The organism is Nocardia sp. NPDC047648 (assembly GCF_040642815.1).
Classification (GTDB): Bacteria; Actinomycetota; Actinomycetes; order Mycobacteriales; family Mycobacteriaceae; genus Nocardia; species Nocardia gamkensis.
Genome location: NZ_JBEYSX010000002.1, coordinates 344,506 through 365,705, shown reverse-complemented (window position 1 = coordinate 365,705; position 21,200 = coordinate 344,506). Strand labels below are relative to the sequence as shown.

21 protein-coding genes and 1 pseudogene are annotated in these 21,200 nt (G+C 70.9%); 7 read left to right on the top strand and 15 right to left on the bottom strand.

Features of this window, described 5'->3' with window-relative positions:
• Nucleotides 1–71 precede the first annotated feature (71 nt).
• From ABZ803_RS06050 to ABZ803_RS06040, 3 genes are read left to right on the top strand one after another with little or no spacing between them, the layout of a single operon-like run.
• Nucleotides 72–860: a hypothetical protein gene (locus ABZ803_RS06050; RefSeq protein WP_357033558.1), complete on the top strand. Its 789-nt coding sequence runs from the start codon at nucleotides 72–74 to the stop codon at nucleotides 858–860.
• Nucleotides 857–2,248, top strand: a complete 1,392-nt coding sequence (locus ABZ803_RS06045) for an alpha/beta-hydrolase family protein (RefSeq protein WP_357033556.1) — start codon at nucleotides 857–859, stop codon at nucleotides 2,246–2,248. Before ABZ803_RS06050 ends, ABZ803_RS06045 begins: the two co-directional genes overlap by 4 nt.
• Before the next feature lie 55 nt (nucleotides 2,249–2,303).
• The gene (locus ABZ803_RS06040; protein ID WP_357033554.1) at nucleotides 2,304–2,750 is read left to right on the top strand and encodes an SRPBCC domain-containing protein; all 447 of its coding nucleotides are present in this window, start codon (nucleotides 2,304–2,306) and stop codon (nucleotides 2,748–2,750) included.
• 43 nt (nucleotides 2,751–2,793) lie between these two features.
• Here ABZ803_RS06040 and ABZ803_RS06035 read toward each other — a convergent pair whose 3' ends face one another.
• On the bottom strand, nucleotides 2,794–3,381 hold the full coding sequence (locus ABZ803_RS06035; protein ID WP_357033552.1) for a TetR/AcrR family transcriptional regulator: 588 nt from the start codon (nucleotides 3,379–3,381) through the stop codon (nucleotides 2,794–2,796).
• Nucleotides 3,382–3,489: 108 nt separating this feature from the next.
• Here ABZ803_RS06035 and ABZ803_RS06030 point away from each other — a divergent pair, with 108 nt between their 5' ends.
• Nucleotides 3,490–4,380 (top strand): SDR family NAD(P)-dependent oxidoreductase, encoded by an 891-nt coding sequence (locus ABZ803_RS06030; RefSeq protein WP_357033550.1) that lies wholly within the window; start codon nucleotides 3,490–3,492, stop codon nucleotides 4,378–4,380.
• A 67-nt stretch (nucleotides 4,381–4,447) separates the two neighbouring features.
• Here ABZ803_RS06030 and gatA read toward each other — a convergent pair whose 3' ends face one another.
• On the bottom strand, nucleotides 4,448–5,953 hold the full coding sequence (gatA, locus tag ABZ803_RS06025; protein WP_357033547.1) for an Asp-tRNA(Asn)/Glu-tRNA(Gln) amidotransferase subunit GatA: 1,506 nt from the start codon (nucleotides 5,951–5,953) through the stop codon (nucleotides 4,448–4,450).
• Nucleotides 5,950–6,249, bottom strand: a complete 300-nt coding sequence (gene gatC / locus ABZ803_RS06020; RefSeq protein WP_040868555.1) for an Asp-tRNA(Asn)/Glu-tRNA(Gln) amidotransferase subunit GatC — start codon at nucleotides 6,247–6,249, stop codon at nucleotides 5,950–5,952. Before gatC ends, gatA begins: the two co-directional genes overlap by 4 nt.
• A gap of 311 nt (nucleotides 6,250–6,560) precedes the next feature.
• Between gatC and ABZ803_RS06015 the strand changes: the two genes are divergently transcribed.
• The gene (locus ABZ803_RS06015; RefSeq protein ID WP_062977055.1) at nucleotides 6,561–7,211 is read left to right on the top strand and encodes a hypothetical protein; all 651 of its coding nucleotides are present in this window, start codon (nucleotides 6,561–6,563) and stop codon (nucleotides 7,209–7,211) included.
• 199 nt (nucleotides 7,212–7,410) lie between these two features.
• Here ABZ803_RS06015 and ABZ803_RS06010 read toward each other — a convergent pair whose 3' ends face one another.
• The 4 genes and pseudogenes from ABZ803_RS06010 to ABZ803_RS05995 form a co-directional block, all read right to left on the bottom strand.
• Complete coding sequence (locus ABZ803_RS06010; protein ID WP_357033543.1) at nucleotides 7,411–7,944, bottom strand: GNAT family N-acetyltransferase; 534 nt, start codon at nucleotides 7,942–7,944, stop codon at nucleotides 7,411–7,413.
• A gap of 151 nt (nucleotides 7,945–8,095) precedes the next feature.
• Nucleotides 8,096–8,201 (bottom strand): annotated as a pseudogene (locus ABZ803_RS06005) (nucleotidyltransferase family protein); the annotation flags it as partial.
• A gap of 265 nt (nucleotides 8,202–8,466) precedes the next feature.
• Nucleotides 8,467–8,790, bottom strand: a complete 324-nt coding sequence (locus tag ABZ803_RS06000) for a hypothetical protein (RefSeq protein WP_357033540.1) — start codon at nucleotides 8,788–8,790, stop codon at nucleotides 8,467–8,469.
• Between the two features lie 20 nt (nucleotides 8,791–8,810).
• Nucleotides 8,811–10,055: an ATP-binding protein gene (locus tag ABZ803_RS05995; protein WP_357033537.1), complete on the bottom strand. Its 1,245-nt coding sequence runs from the start codon at nucleotides 10,053–10,055 to the stop codon at nucleotides 8,811–8,813.
• 223 nt (nucleotides 10,056–10,278) lie between these two features.
• On the opposite strand from ABZ803_RS05995, the gene ABZ803_RS05990 reads away from it, so the two are divergent.
• Nucleotides 10,279–10,632 (top strand): hypothetical protein, encoded by a 354-nt coding sequence (locus tag ABZ803_RS05990; RefSeq protein ID WP_357033534.1) that lies wholly within the window; start codon nucleotides 10,279–10,281, stop codon nucleotides 10,630–10,632.
• On the opposite strand, the gene ABZ803_RS05985 is transcribed toward ABZ803_RS05990, so the two are convergent.
• The 6 genes from ABZ803_RS05985 to ABZ803_RS05960 all read right to left on the bottom strand — a co-directional run bounded on the left by ABZ803_RS05985 (nucleotide 10,619) and on the right by ABZ803_RS05960 (nucleotide 18,460).
• On the bottom strand, nucleotides 10,619–11,668 hold the full coding sequence (locus ABZ803_RS05985) for an S-adenosylmethionine:tRNA ribosyltransferase-isomerase (protein ID WP_357033531.1): 1,050 nt from the start codon (nucleotides 11,666–11,668) through the stop codon (nucleotides 10,619–10,621). The two genes, ABZ803_RS05990 and ABZ803_RS05985, sit on opposite strands and share 14 nt — an antisense overlap.
• Nucleotides 11,665–12,360 (bottom strand): SDR family oxidoreductase, encoded by a 696-nt coding sequence (locus ABZ803_RS05980; protein ID WP_357033529.1) that lies wholly within the window; start codon nucleotides 12,358–12,360, stop codon nucleotides 11,665–11,667. Before ABZ803_RS05980 ends, ABZ803_RS05985 begins: the two co-directional genes overlap by 4 nt.
• A 69-nt stretch (nucleotides 12,361–12,429) precedes the next feature.
• Nucleotides 12,430–14,496 (bottom strand): NAD-dependent DNA ligase LigA, encoded by a 2,067-nt coding sequence (ligA, locus tag ABZ803_RS05975; protein ID WP_357034311.1) that lies wholly within the window; start codon nucleotides 14,494–14,496, stop codon nucleotides 12,430–12,432.
• 407 nt (nucleotides 14,497–14,903) lie between these two features.
• A complete protein-coding gene (locus ABZ803_RS05970; RefSeq protein ID WP_357034309.1) occupies nucleotides 14,904–15,935 on the bottom strand; it encodes a methionine synthase in 1,032 nt (343 codons plus the stop codon).
• Nucleotides 15,936–16,115: 180 nt separating this feature from the next.
• The gene (gene mnmA, locus ABZ803_RS05965; RefSeq protein ID WP_357033526.1) at nucleotides 16,116–17,231 is read right to left on the bottom strand and encodes a tRNA 2-thiouridine(34) synthase MnmA; all 1,116 of its coding nucleotides are present in this window, start codon (nucleotides 17,229–17,231) and stop codon (nucleotides 16,116–16,118) included.
• Nucleotides 17,231–18,460, bottom strand: coding sequence for a cysteine desulfurase family protein (locus ABZ803_RS05960; RefSeq protein ID WP_357033523.1), 1,230 nt, complete (start codon nucleotides 18,458–18,460; stop codon nucleotides 17,231–17,233). Before ABZ803_RS05960 ends, mnmA begins: the two co-directional genes overlap by 1 nt.
• Nucleotides 18,461–18,700: 240 nt before the next feature.
• On the opposite strand from ABZ803_RS05960, the gene ABZ803_RS05955 reads away from it, so the two are divergent.
• A complete protein-coding gene (locus tag ABZ803_RS05955; RefSeq protein WP_357033520.1) occupies nucleotides 18,701–19,036 on the top strand; it encodes a hypothetical protein in 336 nt (111 codons plus the stop codon).
• Nucleotides 19,037–19,345: 309 nt separating this feature from the next.
• Here the strand turns inward: ABZ803_RS05955 and ABZ803_RS05950 are convergent, their stop codons facing one another.
• On the bottom strand, nucleotides 19,346–20,365 hold the full coding sequence (locus ABZ803_RS05950) for a lysophospholipid acyltransferase family protein (protein ID WP_357033517.1): 1,020 nt from the start codon (nucleotides 20,363–20,365) through the stop codon (nucleotides 19,346–19,348).
• 5 nt (nucleotides 20,366–20,370) lie between these two features.
• Nucleotides 20,371–21,198: a GNAT family N-acyltransferase gene (locus ABZ803_RS05945; RefSeq protein WP_357033514.1), complete on the bottom strand. Its 828-nt coding sequence runs from the start codon at nucleotides 21,196–21,198 to the stop codon at nucleotides 20,371–20,373.
• Nucleotides 21,199–21,200 lie beyond the last annotated feature (2 nt).

Below are 21,200 nucleotides of genomic sequence, written 5' to 3'. Positions count from 1 at the left end.
CGGCGGCACGGCACGGGAAACGTCCCCGGGCGTGAGGCGGCCGCCGGAAGCGATTCCCTAACGTCGTCGCCATGAGCACACCGACCAGCGCCGGGCGCGAGACCCGGTACGCATCGGCCGCAGGAGCCCGAATCCATTCCGCCGCAATATCATCCGTCACCGCGCAGACGCGACGCTACGCGGCGCTCACCGCGTCGGCGTTGACCACCGTCGCGGCGACGGCGTTTCTCGCCCCCGCTCCGCATGCCGCCGCGGCGGCCGCGCCGATCGAGAGCGCGCAGGCCGGCGCCGCTGTCGCCGAACTGGCCGCGGGCGGCCCCGACGCACTCACCGCGATCCCGGCGGATTTCGTCGCGTCGTTCGGCTATCGGCCGAGCACGATAGACGGGCTGCTGGTCGATCCGAACGGCGACTGCTCTTCTCCGGTGACGCTGCCCGCGGAGTTCGATACCGCGTGCAAAGCCCATGACCTCGGCTACGACCTGTTGCGCTACGCCGACCGGCGCGGCGAACCGCTGGGCCCGTGGGCACGGCAAGCCTTGGACGCGACGCTGGACCGGCAGATGCACCAGGCATGCGCCGCCCGCGTCGACTCGTTCTCCCGCGCCCGCTGCGACGCGATGGCATCGATCGCGAACACCGCCGTCGATCTGAACTCGCGCAGGCAGGACTACGGCGCGCCCGTGGTCGAGCCCCTGCTCGGCGCGGCGGACGCCGATTCGACGACGAGTTGGCAGCTACTGGGCACGCTCTGCGCCGGGATCGCCGGGCTGACGGCAGTTCTCGTGCTGCGCAACCGGCGGCGAGGCCCCGTACCCGCGACGGCCCTGTCGTACGCCACGGGCGCGGTACAGCCATGACCTGGTCCGTCCTGAAGTCTTCGGATCGCCGCGCATGGTTCGCCGCCGGGGTCGGCCGGGTCGCGCCGCCGCGGATCGGCACGACGCTCGGCATCGGGACCGGTGTCCTGGCCTCGCTGGCACCCGGACTGCTTCCTCGCACGCCGAGCGCGCAAGCCGTACTGACCGGGCTCCTCGCGGCGCTCGCTCTCGGCGTGGCGGGCGTATTGCGGATCACTCTGCGACGCTGCGGATTCGACATCGACGAGCGCCAGGCGTGGGCCCGGCTGCCGCTGCTGATCGCGACGGCGGTGCTGGTGGTGGGCGCGACGGCGAACGCGGGGCACTGGCAGAACCGGCTTCGCGCGGCGATGAACACCCCGCCGATCGGCACGGGCTACTGGCTGCGGTGCGCGCTCGGCGCCGCGTTGATCATCGGACTGTTCGCCTGCGCCACCCGCTCGATCGCCTGGGCAGCGCGGAAACTGGGCTGGGCGCGGGGCGTTTCGCTGGCCGCCGTCGTCGCGGTTCTGCTGTATCTCGTCGGCGTACCCGCGATGGTCGGATGGCGCGAGTCGGTGTACGCGCGGGCCAACGCCGAGCTGGATCCCGCTCTGGTGCGCCCGGTTTCGTACTCCGGGTCCGGTGACGCCGAGTCCGCGGTGAGCTGGACGTCGCTGGGCGCCGAGGGGCGGAAGTTCGTCAGCGATTCGCCGACTCGAGCCGTGCGGGTCTACATCGGGGTGGCCTCGGCGCCCGACCTGGACACTCGCGTCGCGCTGGCGATCCGGGAGTTGGAGCGCTCGGGCGGCTTCACGCGCTCCCACCTGGTCGTCACGGTACCCACCGGCTCGGGCTGGATCGACGCGAACGCCGTGGCGGGGTTCGATCAGCGCTTCGACGGCGACGTGGCGCTGGTCGGGTTGCAGTACTCCTATCTCCCGAGCTGGGCGACGTTCGTGTTCGGCCGGGACGCGGCCGTCACCGCCGCTCGCACGCTGTTCACCGCCGTGGAACGCCATATCCAGGGAATGGCGCACCCGCCGAAGCTGTACCTGTACGGGCAGAGCCTCGGGGCCCTCGGCGGGAATGCCGTCTTCTCCGGCGACGCCGAGCAGGACGGCCGGACCTGTGCGGCGCTGTGGGCCGGACCTCCGGCCAACCGCGTCCACCATGGCGGCGCGACCGTGCTGGCGAACACCTCCGACCCGGTGATCCACTGGTCGCTCGCGCAGCTGTGGCGCGCGCCCGACCTCACCGGGGCCCGCGTCGACGCCCCGATTCCGCAGTGGCTTCCGGTGATCAGCTTCGCGCAGACGACCGCCGATCTGCTGGGCGCGTTACACGCTCCGCCGGGCCACGGCCACCGTTACGGCACCGATCAGGGCACCGCCATGGGTTCCTGCTGAGCCGTTCGGCGCGGCGCCCGCGCGGGACCGTCATAGAACGTGTTCTAATTTCTGCATGGCCTTCGTCATCGACCTCGCCACCGACATCGACGCCCCCGCCGAGTTGGTCTGGCAGGTGATCACCGACTTCCCCCGCTACGGGGAGTGGAATCCCTTCGTCACCGAGTGCCGCAGCTCACTGGTGCCCGGCGAGCCGATCGACATGCTCGTCCGGGTCTCCGGGTCGAGCCCGCGCAAGCAGCGGGAATGGATTCGTTCGCACACGCCGGGCCGGGAGCTCAGCTACTCGATGAAACCGGTGCCTCCCGGCGCGCTGCACAGCCTGCGCTCGCACACGGTGACGCCGCTCCCGGACGGCCGCACCCGCTACGAGTCGCACTTCGAACTCGGCGGATGGCTGCATCCCGTGGTCGTCGCACTACTCGGCAAGAACCTGCGGCGCGGCTTCGAGGGCATGACCGACGGCGTCCAGAAGCAGGCCGAATCGCTGCGGGCCTCCTGAGCGCGATCGGCCCGAAGGCGTCGAAGCGCACTCACGAGCGGCTTCACCCGCGCAGATAGGCCAGCGCCGCATCGAGCGCGGCGTCGGCGTAGGCCTCGGTGAGCCCGCCGAGCCCCAGCGACCACCGCATCTGCGCCGGACCGAACAACAGATCGACGGCGAGCTCGAGATCCAGCCCCGCGCGCAGGTCCCCGGCGGCGACGGCGGCGGCCAACCGGTCGGCCACGGCGGCGCGCTGGGGCAACAGCAGGCGCTCGCGATAGGCGGCGGCCAATTCGGCATCCTGCTGGATCTCGATGTACATCGCGCGGAGGAAGGATTCGAACCCGGGATCGGTCAGCGCGACGACCGAACCGCGCAGCAGCGGGCGCAGGTCCGCGGCGATGTCGCCGGTGTCGGGTAGCGCGAGACCCGCTGGACCCGAGTCGGATTCGAGCATGGCATCGAATACGACAGCGCCCTTCGACGGCCACCAGCGATAGATCGTCTGCTTACCGACCCCGGCGCGGGCCGCGATCGCCTCGATGCTCAACTTCGCGTAGGACACCTCGCGGATCAGCTCGGCTGTCGCGGCGAGTATCGCCGCACGGGCGCGCTCGCTACGGCGCGCGGCAGTGGGAGTGTCGGGCATGCCGTGACGGTAGCACACAACGAGACGCAACGTCTCGTCTTGACAAGCGAGACTCGACTTGGCACGGTATCCCACGAGACGGAGCGTCTCGTGACGAAAGGATCTCCCGTGACCAGAACATGGTTCATCACCGGCGCCAGCCGGGGACTCGGCCGCGCATTCACCACGGCCGCTCTCGCGCAGGGCGATCGCGTCGTCGCGACCGCGCGGGATACCGAAGCCCTCGCGGAACTCGCCGACGACCGCCTGACCGTGCTCCCCCTGGACGTTCGCGACCGCGAGAGCGTCCTCGCCACCGTGGGCGAAGCGTTCGCTGCGATGGGCACGATCGATGTGATCGTGAACAACGCGGGCTACGGTCTGGTCGGCGCCGTCGAGGAACTGACCGAAGCGCAGATCCGCGACCAGATGGAGACGAATTTCTTCGGAGCCCTCTGGGTTTCCCAAGCCGCCGCGCCGCACCTGCGGGCGCAGGGCTCGGGGCACATCGTGCAGATCTCCACCGTCGGCGCCGTGGGCAGCCTGCCCCTGTTCGGCCTCTACAACGCGAGCAAATGGGCCCTGGAGGGATTCAGCGCCGCGCTCGCCGACGAACTGCGGCCTTTCGGCATCCGGGTCACGCTCGCGCAGCTGGGCGGCTTCGACACCGAGTGGGCCAAGTCGAGCATGCGGTTCGCCTCGGCGATCCCCGCCTACGCGCAGCTGCGCACCGCCATCCTCGGTATGCCGGACTATCCGGCACCCACCCAGGGCGGCGCGGACCTGCCGGAGGCGAACGAACCCACATCTCCCACAGCGGAATCCGCACCGGAAGATGGATCCGAGTGGACCGAAGCTCCGCCCGAAGTCGGCGCGGCAGGCCTGATCGCATTGGTGGACATGCCGAATCCCCCGCTACGCAAGATCATCGGGCCTGGCGCACACCACATGGTCACGCTCGCATTGGATCAACGCCGCCGCGACTACGCCGAAGACCCCGAATTCACCTGGCCCGCATAGCGATCCCGCGGAGCCGCTCGGTTTCCGCACAACCCGTGCGGGGAGCGAGCGGCTCCCGCGAAGAACGTCAGGCGATCGGGCCGCGGGCGGCCTCGTAGGCCGCGCCCACCCGGTAGAGGCGGTCGTCGGCGAGGGCGGGCGCCATGATCTGGAGGCCGACGGGCATGCCGTCGTCCTTGCTCAGACCGGAGGGGACCGACATCGCGGGATGGCCCGCCAGGTTGGTCGGCAGCGTGCACAGGTCCGACAGGTACATGGCCAGCGGATCGTCGACCTTCTCGCCCAGCTTCCACGGAGTGAACGGGCTGGTCGGGGAGACCAGCACGTCGACCTGCTCGTAGGCCTGGTCGAAGTCGCGGGCGATGAGGGTGCGCACCTTGAGCGCCTGGCCGTAGTAGGCGTCGTAGTAGCCCGCCGACAGCGCGTAGGTGCCGATCATGATGCGCCGCTTGACCTCCGGGCCGAACCCGGCCGCGCGCGTGGCCGCCATGACCTGCTCGGCGCTGTGCTGCCCGTCGTCGGCGACGCGCAGGCCGTAGCGCATGGCGTCGAACCGCGCGAGATTGGACGACACCTCCGACGGCATCACCAAGTAGTAGGACGACAGCGCGTACTCGAAGTGCGGGCAGGACACTTCGACCACCTCGGCGCCGAGATCCTTCAGTACCGCCACGGCGGCGTCGAAGGAGGCGAGCACGCCGGGCTGGTAGCTGTCGGAGTGCAGTTCTTTCACCACACCGATCTTGACGCCGCGCAGATCGCCCTGCGCTCCCTCGCGGGCGGCGGCCACCACCGGCGGCACCGGCACGTCGCGCGAGGTGGAGTCACGCGGGTCGTATCCGGCGATCACCTCGTGCAGCAGCGCGGTGTCCAGCACCGTCCGGCCGCACGGGCCGCCCTGGTCCAGCGACGACGCGCACGCGACCAGGCCGAATCGCGACACCGTGCCGTAGGTCGGCTTGGTGCCGACGGTGGCGGTGACGGCCGCGGGCTGGCGGATCGACCCGCCGGTGTCGGTGCCGATGGCCAGCGGAGCCTGGTTCGAGGCCAGCGCCGCCGCGGAGCCGCCGCCCGAGCCGCCCGGGATGCGGGTGGTGTCCCATGGGTTGCGGGTCGGGCCGTAGGCGGAGTTCTCGGTGGAGGAGCCCATGGCGAACTCGTCCATGTTGGTCTTGCCGAGGATCGGGATGCCCGCCTCGCGCAGCCGCCTGGTGACCGTCGCGTCGTAGGGCGAGACCCAGCCCTCGAGGATCTTCGACGCACAGGTGGTCGGCATGTCCGTGGTGGTGAACACGTCCTTGAGCGCCAAGGGAACTCCGGCCAGCGGCGAGGCGGGCGCGGCGCCCGAACCGATCGCGGCGTCCACCGCGGCCGCGGCCTCGAGCGCCTGCTCCCCCGCGACGTGCAGGAAGGCGTGGTAGTCGCCGTCGACCTCGGCGATCCGGTCCAGGTGCGCCCGGGTGACCTCCACCGACGACAGCTCGCGGCCGTGGATCTTGCCGGCCAGCTCGGCCGCGGACAGCGTGGTCAGGTCGGACCCACCCGTCTCCCGGCCGTGCGATGCTGCGTTCATTCGCCCTCTCCCAGGATCTGCGGCACCATGAACCGCTGCTCTTCCACCGCGGGCGCGCCGGACAACGCCTCGCGCGGGGTCAGGCCGGGCACCACCTCGTCGGGCCGGGTCACGTTGGTCGCCGGGTTCGGCGACGCCGTGGCCGGGACGTCGGCGGCGGTGACCTCGGAGATGGTCCGCACGTGGCTCAGGATCGAATCCAGCTGTCCGGCGAACTGATCCAGTTCGGCATCGGACAGCGCGAGCCGGGACAGCCGGGCGAGGTGTGCGACCTCGTCGCGGGAGATGGCGGGCACCGCGGGACCCCTTTCGGCTTCGGTATCAACTATCGACTGTGCTCAACCCACACAGCCTAGCCACCGGCGGCCAGGTCGCCTTCCGGCACCCGCGCTTCGTCGGCGCGGCGGCGCGGACGGCGCTCGGCAACCCCTTCCCGCCCGCGACACGTCCGATCGGACTAGCCCGACACGCCGCTTTGGCGCGAATTCGCCGAGTGGCGTGTGTCACTGGCGGGTCTTCGACTCGATAACCGGCCGTAAGGGGTGTAAGTATTGCGTGACCCGGGTATTCGTTCAGAGCCTCGGCCGCTCTAAGAAAGGAAACGCACGTGTCGTATCTGCTCCGCGTGCAACTTCCGGATCGACCGGGAAGCCTCGGCTCTCTCGCTCTCGCACTCGGCTCCGTCGGCGCCGACATCCTCTCGCTGGATGTGGTCGAGCGCGGCGCCGGCTACGCCGTCGACGATCTGGTCGTCGAGGTGCCTTCCGGAGCGCTCCCCGACACCCTCATCACCGCCGCCGAATCGATCGGCGACGTGCACGTGGACTCGATCCGCCCGTACTCCGGCGTGCTCGACACCCACCGTGAGCTCGAACTCATCGATCAGGTCGCCAGCGCTCGCGACGACCGGATGCAAGTACTGGTGGACGGTGTGCCGCGGGTACTGCGGGTGGGCTGGAGCACGATCATCGACATCGGGCCGCAGGGCGCCTACCGGGTGGTGGGCAGCCCGAGCGCGCCGCAGACGCAAGCGGGTTCGGCGCCGTGGATGCCGCTGGAGAAGCCCTCGGTGCTCGATCCCGAAGCCGACTGGGTGCCGGAGATCTGGCGCGACATGGACACCAAACTGGCCGCCGCTCCACTCGGCAACACCGGCAAGGTACTGCTGCTCGGCAGGCCGGGCGGCCCCGACTTCCGGCCGTCCGAGGTGGCCCGGCTGGGTTACCTCTCCGGGATCGTCGCCACCGTCCTCGGCTGATTCCGCAGCAGCGCCGCGGGTTTCGCGCCGGGAGCGCACACCGATGCGAACTCTCGCCGCCTACCTCGTTCCGGTCCCGGCGCGGTGGATGCCGCCCGAGTCGAGTCGGGCAGAATCGTTCCGCCGGGGCGCAGCCGCTGCCCGACACGGCCGAGCGCTTTGGGCGAACGCCGCCTCCGGCTCGAAATCGATACTTCCCTCAGACGGATTCGCCGGAAGGGTCGAGCGGTAGCCGCAGCACGTGCAGCAGCTCTCCCGCGCTGGTGCGCCAGTCTCGGCTCGGCACGGGACGGAAGCCGAAGCGGTCGTATATCCGGCGGGCGTCGACCATGGCGGGCATGGTGGTGAGAGCGACCGCGGCGCGGCCTTCCGCGCGAGCTTGATCGAGCACCGTGCGCACCAGCGCCGTTCCCGCACCGAGTCCGCGCGCGGACTTCGCGACGGCGAGCATGCGGAACTCCAATTCACCCGGCAGCGCGATCTCCGCGTACGGATTGCCCGCCGGTGCGACCGTGAGCGAACCGACGATCCGGCCCGCGTGCGTGGCGACCAGGATCCGGGCCGAGCCGGCACGGCGGGCGGTGTCGGCCAGCTCGCCCGCGTACCAGCTGCCCGCCTGCACGAAGCCCTCGCCGACGTAGACCTCCACCGTCAGCTCACCGACCGCGTCGTACTCGTCCGGCCGCGCCTCCCGGACGACGACGCCCGCGTCCCGCACATCCATACCCGGCATGATGCCATCGACCATGACGTGGGCTACGGCACGTCCTCCTGCGAGGGTGCATGCCACGAGCACCGGCGGTACAGCCGCGATGCCCGGCACTCCTGCCTCGGTGAGCAGATCGACGATTCGCGGTGTCGGGCCGAGCACCACGATCCGGGTCGCAGCCACCGTCGCGCAGCGCGGTGACGGTCGCTCGCAGCCAGGCGCCGTCTTCGGCGAGCGCCTCGGGTTTTCCGTAGCGGGTGCCCGCGCCCCGCGGCGAGCACGAGTCCACTTCGTCGCTGCCATACCCGGTCTGGGCGAGAAGGCCGGCCGCCGCCATCGCCGTGGGACCGAGCCATCCGCGCCGCCGTGTGATCACCGGTCGCCACCTGGCTGTCGTAGCGACTCGACTGCGGCATTCCCCTCCGCCGGGCCGCATCGGCGTCCCGCGGATCCGTAGCCCGGTTCGCGTCACGCGGGCTGTGGCACGTCCACCTCGCGCGACCGCGCTGCCCCGAGTGCGGCGTGGCGTCGGTGCGCGGAGGCCGCTCAGCCGGACCGCGCGATCTGCCAGCGATCGGGCTTGCCCGGCGGATAGACGACCGGGAGCAGATCGCCGGTCTCCGGCCAGGAACTCGTGTCCCACACGAAGCGGCCGTACACGACCTTGCCGGAGACCGAGGGACCGGTCAGGTTCCCGGTGATGGTCACGTACTGCTCGCCCGGAGCATCGGGGCGCGGGCTCACACCGGTGATGTAGAGCGTCCCCTCCTCCGGGTTCGCCGGTCGATAGCCCCGCCTGCCGCGGATCGCGAACACGATCAGCGACACGAGCACCGCGGTCAGGGTCACCAGCGCGACGAACTCCAGCATGTCCCCATGCTAGGTGCGCGTCACACCGGGGCGAGCTCGCTGGTGCCCCGGCCGGTGCGCCGGACCTGCCAGACCGACATGCGGGTGCGTTGCGAGCGCCCGTTGCCCCGATCGATCAGCATCCGGTTGTCGGTGGTGAAGATCAGTTGAGCGCCACGGGCATTCGTCTCCGGGTTCTGGAACAGCTGGATCAACCGATCGGTCTCCTCGGCCGACAGGCACGCGCCGATGTCGTCGACGGCGAGCACGCGGCCCGCGTCCAGCGCGTCGAGCATGGCGGGCAGCACCCGCAGCAACGACAGCGTGGCGGAGGATTCGTCGGCGATCCCGAACGGGGTGTCGATGCCGTCGTGCACGAGGTTCAGGCCGACCCCGCGCCGCGCCACCATCCGCGCGTACAGGGCGTCGCGCGCGGCCTTCAGGTTGGTCAGCTCGCGCTCGAGCAGCACGGCGGTCACGCCGTTGTCGCGCAGCAACTGGTCGGCATAGCCGGGCGAGGTGGCGCACAGGTCGATCTGTTTGCCGAGGCCGGTGATGTCGGCGTCCAATTCGCGCAGGTAATCGGCGTACAGGGGGTCGGGCTCGGCGACGAGCAGATCGGTGATGCCCAGCTCGGCCGTACGCAGCAGCATCAGCAGCCGCACCGCGTTGTCCGGGGAGCGGGAGATGTGGCTGCCCAGCCGGTGGGCGATGGCGTCGGGTTCGGCGGGACCGCGCTGCACCTCGAGCATGGACTCGAACCATCGGTAGGCGGGCACCAGCGCGTCGGAGTACATCTGGCCCGCGAGGCTGAGCAGCAGGGCGTTCGGACGGACCAGCGGAGCCAGCGCGGTGATCCCGTACCGCGCCGCTTCGAACATCGGGCCGATCTTGATCTGTTCGCCGCTGCGCTCGAACACGATTCGCTTGCGCGAGCGCGGGTGGGTGTGCAGCCATTCGGCCGTCACATCGGCGTTGTCCAGCCGGAAACCATAGGTATACGGCACGCCTTCGGCGACGAACGCCGCCACGAATTCCGAGGGCCGCTCCGGGAATCCGAGATGCGGGGCACGCACCGGACCCGCGTACGGATCCCACCCCGTCACCGAGTGCAGCACCGCGTCGCGCATCTGCCCGAGCGCGTCGATCAGGTTCGTCTTTCCCGCAGCGGCGCCGCCGTGCACAGCGGTCACCGGTACGGCCACCGGCCCGCTCCCCTTGGTCAGCCGCAGCTCCTGCTCATCGGCCAGCGATCTGTGATTGGTCACCTGAAAACTGCGCAGCATGCCGCCATACTTCCGTCCGCTCCCGTGTCGGGCGACATCACCCCGCTGACACCCGCGATCCGCGCCCACGCCGCCTCGCGCGAGCAGGCCCGGGGCCGGGCGCACGCACCGCTGTCCGCGCCGCGGTCGCCGGGACAAGGCCGGTGATAGCGGGTTAGCATGCCTGCACGCTGCGGTGGTTTCGCGGCGTACTGCCGGAATGTTCGATGGGATGAGGGTATCGATGGAACCGACGGTTCGTCGTCTTGTGGTTGGCAGCTCGGTGATCGCCGCGCTCACGCTCGGCACGCTGGTCGTGGCGCCGGAAGCGGTGGCGGACGCGCCGTGTCCGGAGGGCGCCGCGCGGGTATTCCTGGCCAACAGCACGAACACCTGCCAGGGCGGCGGGACGGTCAGCTACGACCCGCCCGGCGTGGTGTCGAAGGTGTGCTCGACCGCGAGCGCCGACGTGTCCGCCGAAGCGACGTTCAAGAATCGCCGCGGCAAGCTGATCACCCAGAAGCTCGACCTGAGCGGCGGCCGCTGCGGACGATTCGACATCGCGGGTCAGCTGGGCGCCACGGTCACGGTCGGCTGAGTCGACCGCCCGGACCGAACAGCAGCGCGCTGTCGCCGAACTCGTGCCACAGATAGCCGGTGTCCACGGCTGCGGTGTAGGCAGCGGCGACGGTTTCCTCCCCCGCCACCGCGACCAGGAGGTCCAGGTGTGACGCGCCGGGCGCGTGCCAACCTGTGATCAGTCCGTCCACCACCCGGGCCGGGCGATCCACTCCGAGCACCACCTCCGTCCATCCGCGCGAGGCGTGCACCAGACCAGAGGGGTCGGCGGCGGTTTCCAGCGCCCGCGTCACCGTGGTACCGACCGCGACCACGCGTCCACCCGCGGCTTTCGTGGCATTCACCAGCCGCGCCGTAGCGGGCGGCACGACGAACCGCTCGGGGCTCGGCGGTTCCCCGGCCTCCGGCGAGGAGACCCCGGTGTGCAGGGTGATCGGCGCGAGAGCTACCCCCGCGGCGATCAGATCCAGCACCAGATGCTCCGTGAAAGGGCGTGCCGCACTGGGCATTTCCGCGCTGCCCGGCACCCGCCCGAAAACCGTCGTGTAGTAGGACGCCGACCATCGTTGCGGCACATACGAATACGTGATCGGTCTGCCGTGCGCGGCCAGTAGCCGAGGTACGTCGGTAGTGACGTCCGCGCTCCAGAGACGTCGTCCGCCCGGCAACCAGGGCGTGCGCAGCGTCGCCGTGGCGCCCGGTAGTCGCAGGACGGTCCCGGACGAGAGCCGCTGCGCCGGATAGGGAGTGCGCCGCGTGGTCCGTACCTCGATCACCCAGCTGCCGTCGTCCAGCCAGGTGGAGAAGTGCAGCACCACCGGCTCGTCCTCCAGCGTGGCGTCGAGGGCCGAGGACATGGTCGCCGAGTTGTTCACCACCACGAGATCGCCGGGACGCAGCCGGTCCGGCAGCTCACGGAACATGCCGTGGGTCAGTTCCCCATCGGCGACGAGCAGGCGGACGTCGTCGCGCGCGATCCCCCGCGCCTCGGGCGGGACGGCGGCATTGCGTTCCGGGGACAGGTCGAAGGACGGCAGGGTGGTGCGCACCGTCATGACGCCCGTCCGGCCACGAAATCGGCTGCGGCATACCGCCCGCTCCTGGGTCTCTGCGCGAGCAGCCGCAGCAGCGCGGGCACCACCGTCGCGGGCTCCGGCCGGTCGGAGATATCGACGCCGGGAAACGCCGCCTGATGCATCTCGGTGCGCATGTCACCCGGGTCGAACGCGTAGATCGACAGGTCCGGACGCTCCACGCCGAGGATCGCGGTGAGTTGGTCGAGCGCCGCCTTCGACGACCCGTATCCGCCCCATTCGGGATACGGCTCCGACGCGGCGTCGGAACTGATGTTCACCACGGCGCCGCCCTGGCGCAGCAGCGGCAGCGTGAATTGCAGAATCGCCAGTGGCGAAAGCACATTCGTGCGAAGCACGCGCTCGAATTCGTCGAGCGGATAGTCCGCGAGGTGAGGCAGCGGACTCGGACCGAGGCGGCTGGCGTTGTTCACCACCAAGTCCAGTTCACCCGCAGCGCGCGCGGCATCCGCCAGCCGCGCGCGATCCGCGGGATCGGTGACGTCACCGGGGATCGCGCGGAACTCCGGTCCGAGTTCGGCGGCCACCCGCATCAACCGGTCGGCACGACGCGCGGTCCCCAGCACCCGCCACCCCTGTTCGATCAGCGCCCGCGCGAGGGCCGCGCCGAATCCGGCCGACGCGCCGGTGACCAGTGCGGTAGGACGAGACATGATGGACCTCCTGGTAGTCGCCTACCAGTCGATCCTCATACCTCAACGGTCCTTCAGGTCAAGCGCCGATCACTCCTCGGCTTCGGCATCCTCCGCGGCCGTCTCCGGCGCGACCGCTACGGGGCCGCCCTCCAGCAGCCGCCGGAACCCCTCCTCGTCGAGGATCGGCACACCGAGTTCTTCCGCTTTGGCGGCCTTGGATCCTGGTGCGTCACCGATCACCACGAACGCGGTCTTCTTCGACACCGAGCCGGCGGCCTTGCCGCCGCGCATCAGGATCGCCTCCTTGGCGCCGTCGCGGGTGAAGCCCTGCAACGAGCCGGTCACCACGATGGACAGGCCCTCCAGGTTGCGCTCGATGGATTCGTCGCGTTCATCCTCCATCCGCACACCCGCGGCCCGCCATTTCGCCACCACGGCGCGGTGCCAGTCCACCGTGAACCACTCCGCCACCGCGGCCGCGATGGTCGGGCCCACGCCGTCGGCCGCGGCCAGCTCTTCGCCCGACGCCTGCTCGATACGGTCCACACTGCCGAATTCGGCGGCCAGCGCCCGCGCCGCGGTGGGCCCGACGTGCCGGATGGACAGCCCGACCAGCACCCGCCACAGCGGCCGGTCCTTGGCCACGGCCAGGTTCTCCAGCAGCCGCTTGCCGTTGGCGGAGAGGCTGCCGTTCTTGTTGGCGTAGAGCGAGGTGGTCAGCAGCGCCGCCTCGTCCAGGTCGAAGAGGTCGCCCTCGTCGGTAATGGCGCCGGACTTCAGCAGGTCGATCGCGCCCTCGTATCCGAGCGCCTCGATGTCGAAGGCGCCGCGGCCGGCCACGTGATAGACGCGCTCGCGCAACTGCGCCGGGCAGAACTGCTGGTTCGGGCAGCGGATGTCGGCGTCGCCCTCCTTCTCCGGGCGCAGTTCGGTGCCGCATTCGGGGCAGTGCGTCGGCATGACGAATTCGCGCGCGTCTTCGGGACGCGCGTCCACCACCGGCCCCAGCACCTCGGGGATCACGTCGCCCGCCTTGCGGATGGTGACCGTGTCGCCGATCAGCACACCCTTGCGCTTGACCTCGGCGGCGTTGTGCAGGGTGGCCATCGCGACCGTGGATCCCGCGACGGACACCGGCTCCATCACCGCGAACGGCGTCACCCGGCCGGTGCGGCCCACGTTCACCTGGATGTTCAGCAGCTTGGTCGTCGCCTCCTCGGGCGGGTACTTGTAGGCGATCGCCCAGCGCGGGGCGCGTGAGGTGGAGCCGAGGCGGCGTTGCAGCGCGGTCTCGTCGATCTTGATGACCTGGCCGTCGATCTCGTGCTCGATGTCGTGCCGGTGCTCGCCCCAGTAGGCGACCCGTTCGATCACCGCGTCGATGCCCTGCACCCGCCTGGTGTGTTCGGACACCGGCAGACCCCACGCGGCGAGCGCGCGGTACGCCTCGTACTGCGAGGTCGGCGTGTAGCCCTCGATCCGGCCGAAGCCGTGGCAGATCATCCGCAGCCTGCGCCGCGCGGTGACCGACGGGTCCTTCTGCCGCAGCGACCCGGCCGCGGTGTTGCGCGGGTTGGCGTAGGGCGGTTTGCCCTCGGCCACGATGGCGGCGTTGAGCGTCTCGAAATCCTCCAGCCGGAAGTACACCTCGCCGCGGACCTCCAGCAACCGCGGGATCGGGAATTCCTCGGTGGGGGTCAGCTCGCCGGGGATGTCATCGATGGTGCGCGCGTTGAGCGTCACGTCTTCGCCGGTGCGTCCGTCGCCACGGGTGGCGCCGCGGACCAGCCGCCCGTTCTGATAGACCAGATTCAGCGCGACGCCGTCGATCTTCACCTCGCACAGGTAGTGCAGGTCCGGCCCGGTCTCCGCCTCCACCCGCGCGGCCCAGGCGCGCAGCTCGTCGACGTCGAACACGTTGTCCAGCGACAACATCCGCTCGAGGTGGTCGACGGCGGTGAAATCGGTCGCGAAGCCGCCGCCGACGAGCTGGGTCGGCGAATCCGGCGTGCGCAGGTCCGGATGCTCGTCCTCCATGGCCTGCAACCGCCGCAACATCGCGTCGAACTCGCCGTCGGAGATGATCGGCGCGTCCCGGACGTAGTAGCGGAACTGATGCTCACGCACCTCGTCCGCGAGTCGCTGCCACTCCACCCGCTGCTCTGCCGATGCTGGGGCCGCCGCGCTGTCGCTGTCACTCACCCAACGCACATTAGCGGAGGGCACCGACAGCACATCGCCGTGTTCGCGCACGTCGCCGCACTCGCGGGCACGGATTCCGGCCGGTCCGTTTCCCGGCCCGGCAACGAAGCGGCGGCATCGATGGCGCTCTGGGCGAGACCACGACATGCCGTTCGGAACGGTGCGGCAGCGCCACCGGGCGGGGGCACCGATCGCGATGACCGAACGGCCGGGCTGGGCCCGTGATTCTCCGGCGGGATGCTCGCGAGGTAGTCGTTCCAGCGCTGCGGATCCTGGTGCGCCCGCGCCCCGCGGGAGTCACTCGGCGGCTGCGCTCGTCAGGAACCCACCGCGCATCGAGCGACGCACGCCCCCGGACATCAGGAGAACGAAAGCTCTTCCGGCTCCTCGGCATACGCGCGCGCGACATCCGTGGCCAGGCGCAGCGCCCGCCGGCTCCACTCCAGCGGGACGCCCGCCAGACCGCAGGCCGGACCGACCGCCACCCGTTGCGCGAGCGTGCGGCGGCCGAAGCCGAGCCGATCGATCAGCCGCACGCCCGGCTCGGCGAAGGTCCGCCAAGTGACCTCGGTGGCCGGTGCCTTGGTCGGGACGACGCCGAGCATCAGTTGCTTGCCCGCTTCGAGTGCCTCCCCGACATCGTCGAGCTGCTCGGTGCCGATCGCGCTGAGGTCGAAACCGATCGCGTCGGCGGCGCTGCGGCGCAACAGCCCCAGCGCGGGCGGCTCTGCGCAGCTGTGCACCAGCACCGGCGCGGACTGGGCGGTGATCACCGTGTCGAGCAGGGCCAGCGCTTCCGGCTCTGGCAGGGCGCGCACGGTGTTCAGCACGCTCACCCCGCGCAGCGAGCCGTCCAGCACCGCCGACAGCGACGGCTCGTCCAACTGCAAGACGACCTGCGCGCCGAGCCGCTTGCGCACCTCCGCCACGTGCTGGGCCAGCCCCTCGGCCAAGGATTCCGCGAGGTCACGCACCGCGCCGGAATCGGTGAGCACGCGATGCCCGCCGGGCAGCTCGACCTGCGCGGCCAACGTCAGCGGGCCCGCCGCCTGCACCTTCACCGGATGGCCGCGGCCGGACAGACCGGCGTTCTCCCACGCTTCCTCGAGCGCGTCCAGATCGGTCCGCAGCAGGTCATGGGCCCGCCGCGAGACCGCACCCGGGCGTGGCGCGAGCCGGTAGCCCCGGGGCGTTGTGTCGAATCGCAAGTCCACCAGCAGCGCGGAGACCCGGCCGATCAGGTCCGCGCCCGCGCCGCGAGCGGGCAATTCCACCAGATGCGGTAGCTCGCCGAGTTCACCGACGATCGTCGCGGCGGCCTCGCGCGGGTCGGCGCCCGGCCAGGAGCCGACACCGGTGGCGATTCCGCCCCGCAGGCGCACCGGCTCGATCGCCACGTCCGTCCCGCCGTCTCGCGTCACGCCATCCGTGCCGGTCTCGTCCACTGTCGCCGTACTCCGTCCGTTCGATTCCGCCATTCCGGGATTGCGTTGTCCGCAACAGCTACCGGGTCTTTCGGTCCCCACACCACAGGGGGCTGCGAGGGAGAGGACGGCGCCGGGCGGGCCGGATCACCGCGCCGCCTCGGCCCCCGTTTCGCTGGCGACGGATTCCCGCACGGTACCGGAGATGGTCCCACTGCCGATCACCTCGTCGCCCTGCGGGTCCGGACGATAGAGCACCACCGCCTGGCCACGCGCGACGCCGGTCAGCGGCTCACGCAGCCGCACGATCAGTCCGTCATCGACCGACTCGGCGACCGCGGGCGCGGTGCCGCCGTGCGCGCGTACCTGCGCCACGCACTCGATCGGGCCCGCGGGCGCGGAACCGGAGGTCCAGATCGCGCGTTCCGCCTCGATCGTCCGGACCCGCAGCTCCTCGGCCGAGCCGACGTGCACCGTGCCGGAATCGGGATCGATGCCGGTGACGTATCGCGGTTTGCCGTCGGCGGCCGGACCCGGCAATCCCAATCCCTTGCGCTGGCCGATGGTGAATCCGTGCACACCTTCGTGCCGCGCGAGCACCTGGCCGTCGGCGTCGACGACCGCGCCGGGCCGGATGCCGATCTTCGCGCCGAGGAACGCGCGGGTGTCGCCGGAGGGGATGAAGCAGATGTCGTGGCTGTCCGGCTTGTTCGCGACGGCGAGGCCCCGCTCGGCCGCCTCGGCGCGAATCCGCGGCTTGGGAGTGTCGCCCACCGGGAACATCGCGCGCGAAAGCTGCTGCGCGGTCAGCACCGCCAGCACATAGGACTGGTCCTTGTCGGCGTCGACGGCGCGGCGCAGCACGCCGTCCTCGAGCCGCGCGTAGTGCCCGGTGACCACGGCGTCGAAGCCGAGCGCCACCGCGCGGTCGGCCAGCGCGGAGAACTTGATCTTCTCGTTGCAGCGCAGGCACGGATTGGGCGTCTCACCCGCCGCGTAGGCCGCGACGAAATCGTCGATGACGTCTTCTTTGAAGCGGTCGGCGAAATCCCAGACGTAGAACGGGATGCCCAGCACGTCGGCGGCGCGCCGGGCGTCACCGGCGTCCTCCTTCGAGCAGCAGCCGCGCGATCCGGTGCGCAGCGTGCCCGGTGTCGCCGACAGCGCCAGATGCACGCCGACCACCTCGTGACCGGCGTCGACGGCACGCGCCGCCGCCACGGCCGAATCCACACCACCGCTCATCGCGGCGAGTACCCGCATCAGACACCTCCTTTCGCACCGGCCAGGCCCGCGGCCTTGGCCCGCTCCACCACCTGCGGCAAAACTTTCAGCACTGCGTCCACATCGGCGCGCGTCGAGGTGTGCCCCAACGAGAAGCGCAGCGAGCCGCGCGCCTGCCACGGCTCGACGCCCATGGCGATCAGCACGTGACTCGGCGTGGCGACGCCCGCGGTGCACGCCGAACCGGTCGAGCATTCGATCCCCGCCGCGTCCAGCAGCATCAGCAGCGAATCCCCTTCGCAGCCGGGAAATGTGACGTGCACGTTGCCCGGCAGACGCCGTTCGTCCGCCGGACCGTTGAGCACCGCGTCGGGCGCTGTGGCGCGGATTCCGTCGATCAACGCGTCCCGCAAGGCGACGAGTTCGGCCGTGCGGACGGGCAGTTCGACCGCGGTCTGACGCAGCGCGGCGGCCAGCCCGATCGCGGCCGCGGTGTCCGAGGTCCCCGACCGCAGGTCACGCTCGTGGCCGCCGCCGTGCAGCAGCGGCACGCACGGCACCTGCCTGCCCAGCAGCAGCACCCCGCCGCCGTGCGGTCCGCCCACCTTGTGCCCGGCGAAGCTGGCGGCGGAAAGACCGCTCGCGCCGAAATCGATGGGCAGCTGCGCCGCCGCCTGCACCGCGTCGCTGTGCATCGGCACGCCGAATTCCGCTGCCACGGCGGCCAGCTCGGTGATCGGCTGGATGGCCCCGACCTCGTTGTTCGCCCACATCACGGTAACCAGCGCGACGTCGTCGGGATGCGCGGCGAACGCGGCACGCAGCGCGCCGGGCGCGACCATCCCCTCTGCGTCCACCGGGAGCCAGGTGACCTCGGCGCCCTCGTGCCGCTCCAGCCACTCCACCGCGTCGATCACCGCGTGGTGCTCGATCGAACTGGCGATGATCCGGTTGCGGCGCGGATCGGCGTCGCGGCGCGCCCAGAAGATGCCCTTCACCGCCAGGTTGTCGCTCTCGGTGCCGCCGGAGGTGAAGATGACCTCCGAGGGCCGGGCGCCGAGGTCGGCGGCGATCGACTCGCGCGCCTCTTCGAGCAGCCGCCGGGCGGCGCGCCCCGAGCCGTGCAGGGATGAGGCATTGCCCGTGGTGCGCAGGGCAGCCGTCATCGCCTCGATGGCCGCGGGCAGCATCGGTGTGGTGGCCGCGTGATCGAGGTAGACCGTGTGGGGCGCAGCACCGTTGACCGGACCCGAAAAAGCCGACTTCATGACCAGTTAAGGATAGCCGTCACCGTCTGCCCGTTATTCCCCCCTGCTCACGCGCCCGCACGGGACCGCGAAAGCCATGTGACCGGCCGGATCTCAGGGTTCTCACCTATTGAATGTGCCGCTGAATAGCGGTACGTTGTTCAGCGTATTGATCGCCGGTCGGTCCGTTCGCAAGCCGGATCCGGGACCGGGACGCCGGGCGGTCGACTACCGGACGAATCGATCAGTGAGGAAGTTCCGATGGACCCACGCACCCATGGACGTACGCGACGTGTACTGGCACGCGCCGCCGCCGCGTCCGTACTCGCCCTGATGCCGCTCACCGCCGTCGCGGTGCCCGCGCTCGCCGACCCGATCGTGCTCGAGCCCGCCGACCAGGTCGACGCGGCCCACGGCCGCCCCGGGCACGGCCACGGCGGTCACCGTCACGACGGCTGGAACAACGGACGGCACAACGACTGGGACCGGGGACGTCACGACGACTGGTTCCGCGGCCGCGACCGCCACGACGACTGGGACCACGGCAGGCCCGGTTGGCACAACGGCTTCCGCCCGCCGACCGGAAGCGGCTTCTGAGTTCTTCCCCTGTTTCCGGGGCGGGCCGATGTCGGCCCGCCCCGGAAACTGTGTGGAGCCAGCGGCGAATGCGGCTCACCGCGTGTCTCGGTAATGGCGTGGCCCGGACACCGGGGGTCGTAGTCCGCTGGTAACCGCTCCGAGCCTCCCGTGTGTGGCCGCGGCGCGGCGCACGCGGGTGCACACGGCGCGGCACCGGTACATCCGGATGGGCGCGAGTGCGGGACCCGGCTCGAAGAGCGGCGGGCGGTGTCTCGGGAAGAGCGATGTCGCGGACCAGGGCGTCTCGGCCATCGCGTCGCCGAGTCGCTACCGCGCGGCGGCGCTCCGGCGGCCGCGCAGCATCGCGCGGCGTGGCCTGCGTACTTCGGGGGCGTCGGCCGCGAGCGACGGATCCTGCACCCGCGTGTGCCCGGCCTCGATCCACTCCGTGGCTTCGACTGCGCCACGGCGCGACACCGCGGTCCCGCGGACGACGGCCTCGCAGCGACGGGCCAGCTCGCGCCGGTCCGTGCCGGGTTCCAGCACCGGTTCCAGCACCACCTCGGCGACCATCCCGCGCGAGCGCAGCACCCGCCGCGCGGAGGAGGCGAAGGTGTCGGCGCCGACGAACGCGGGCACCGTGCACGACACGCCGTGCCGGTCCAAATACCGCAATCGCACCGGCTGCACAGGGGTGCCGGTGTCCACGGCCGCCTGGAACAGCGCGGAACGCATGGTGCCGTAGGCGCGGCCGCACCAGGTGGTGCCCTCGGGGAAGACGCCGATCCGCTCGCCCGCGGCCAGTCGCGCTCCCACCGCGGCCACCACGCCGGGCAGCTGCCGGAGGCTCTCGCGCTCGATCGGGATCACCCGCATCGACTTGGCGAGCTTGCCGATCAGCGGCCAGTCCACCATGTCCGCGCGGGCCACGAAGCCGAGTGGCTGCACCGAGGCCAGCGCGACGATGTCGGTCCACCCGATGTGTCCGGTGACGACCAGCACGCCATGACCCGCCGTCCCGAAGCCCGCGGGTGTGCGCGCGGCGTCGCCCTCATCGACGACACCGCGCTCGTCCACGACCCCTCGGTTGTCGACGATCCGCAGCCGCAGGCCCAGGCAACCGAGCAGCAGGCGAGCGTAGCCGCGCTGCAACGGCACGCGCTTGCCCCGTGGTGTCACCGCGTTCGCGAACGGGAAGCTGAGCAGCAGTCCGGCGACCCCGGCCAACCGGGCGGCCACCCGCGCCGGTCCGACCCCATCGATCGAATCCAGGCAGCCGGGCCCGCAGGGGCTCGACGGCATCCAAGCGTGTGCGGTGGACATCGCGGGCGGCGCGTCGAAAACCACGGTCCTCACCGTCCCCCGTCGAGCGACGCGGCCGCGTCTTGTAGTCGGTCGAGGTACCGGGTGTTGATGGTGTCCAACCCGAGCAGCACGACGAAGTCGGCGACCGCGAAATCGGGATCGTGGGCGGGTTCGCCGCATACCTCCGCGCCCAGCCGCAGGTACCCGCGCACCAGCGGGGGCAGCTTCGGCCGGGACGGCGGCGTCAGTTCGTCCAGGGACTTGCCGTCGACGATCACCGGGTTGTGCGGGTGCACCCGCCGCTCCGGGTCGGAGGCGTGCCTGCCGAGCAGCATGTCGCGCACGCCGCGCACGTTCACCCCGGGCGGGTCGGCCGGGGTGTCCTGCATCGGTACCGACACGCAGCCCATCACCCACTCGTAGCCGGTGAGCTGGATGTAGTGCAGGATGCCCGCCCACATGAGGGTGAGCACCGAGCCGTTGCGGTGGTCGGGCACCACGCAGGCGCGGCCCATCTCGACGATCCGCATTCCCTCCGGATCCAATTGGGCGAGATCGAATTCCGTCGCCGTGTAGTACCCGCCCGCGGCGGCGACTCGGTCCGGCGGCAACATCCGGTAGCAGCCGACGAACTCGCCGCTGGCGTCGTCGCGCACCAGCAGGTGGTCGCAGTGCTCGTCGAATCGGTCGGCGTCCAGGCCGGTTCCGGCGTCCGGGATCCGGAAGCCCGGCTCGTTCGCGAACACGTTGTAGCGCAGGCGCTGTGCGGCGACACGGTGGTCGCGGTCGGAGGAGACCACCAGCGAGTAGCGCGACCGCCCCTCGCCGGAGTCCGTCGCTCGAGCCGGGGCTGTCAACACGGACGAAATAGTCATAT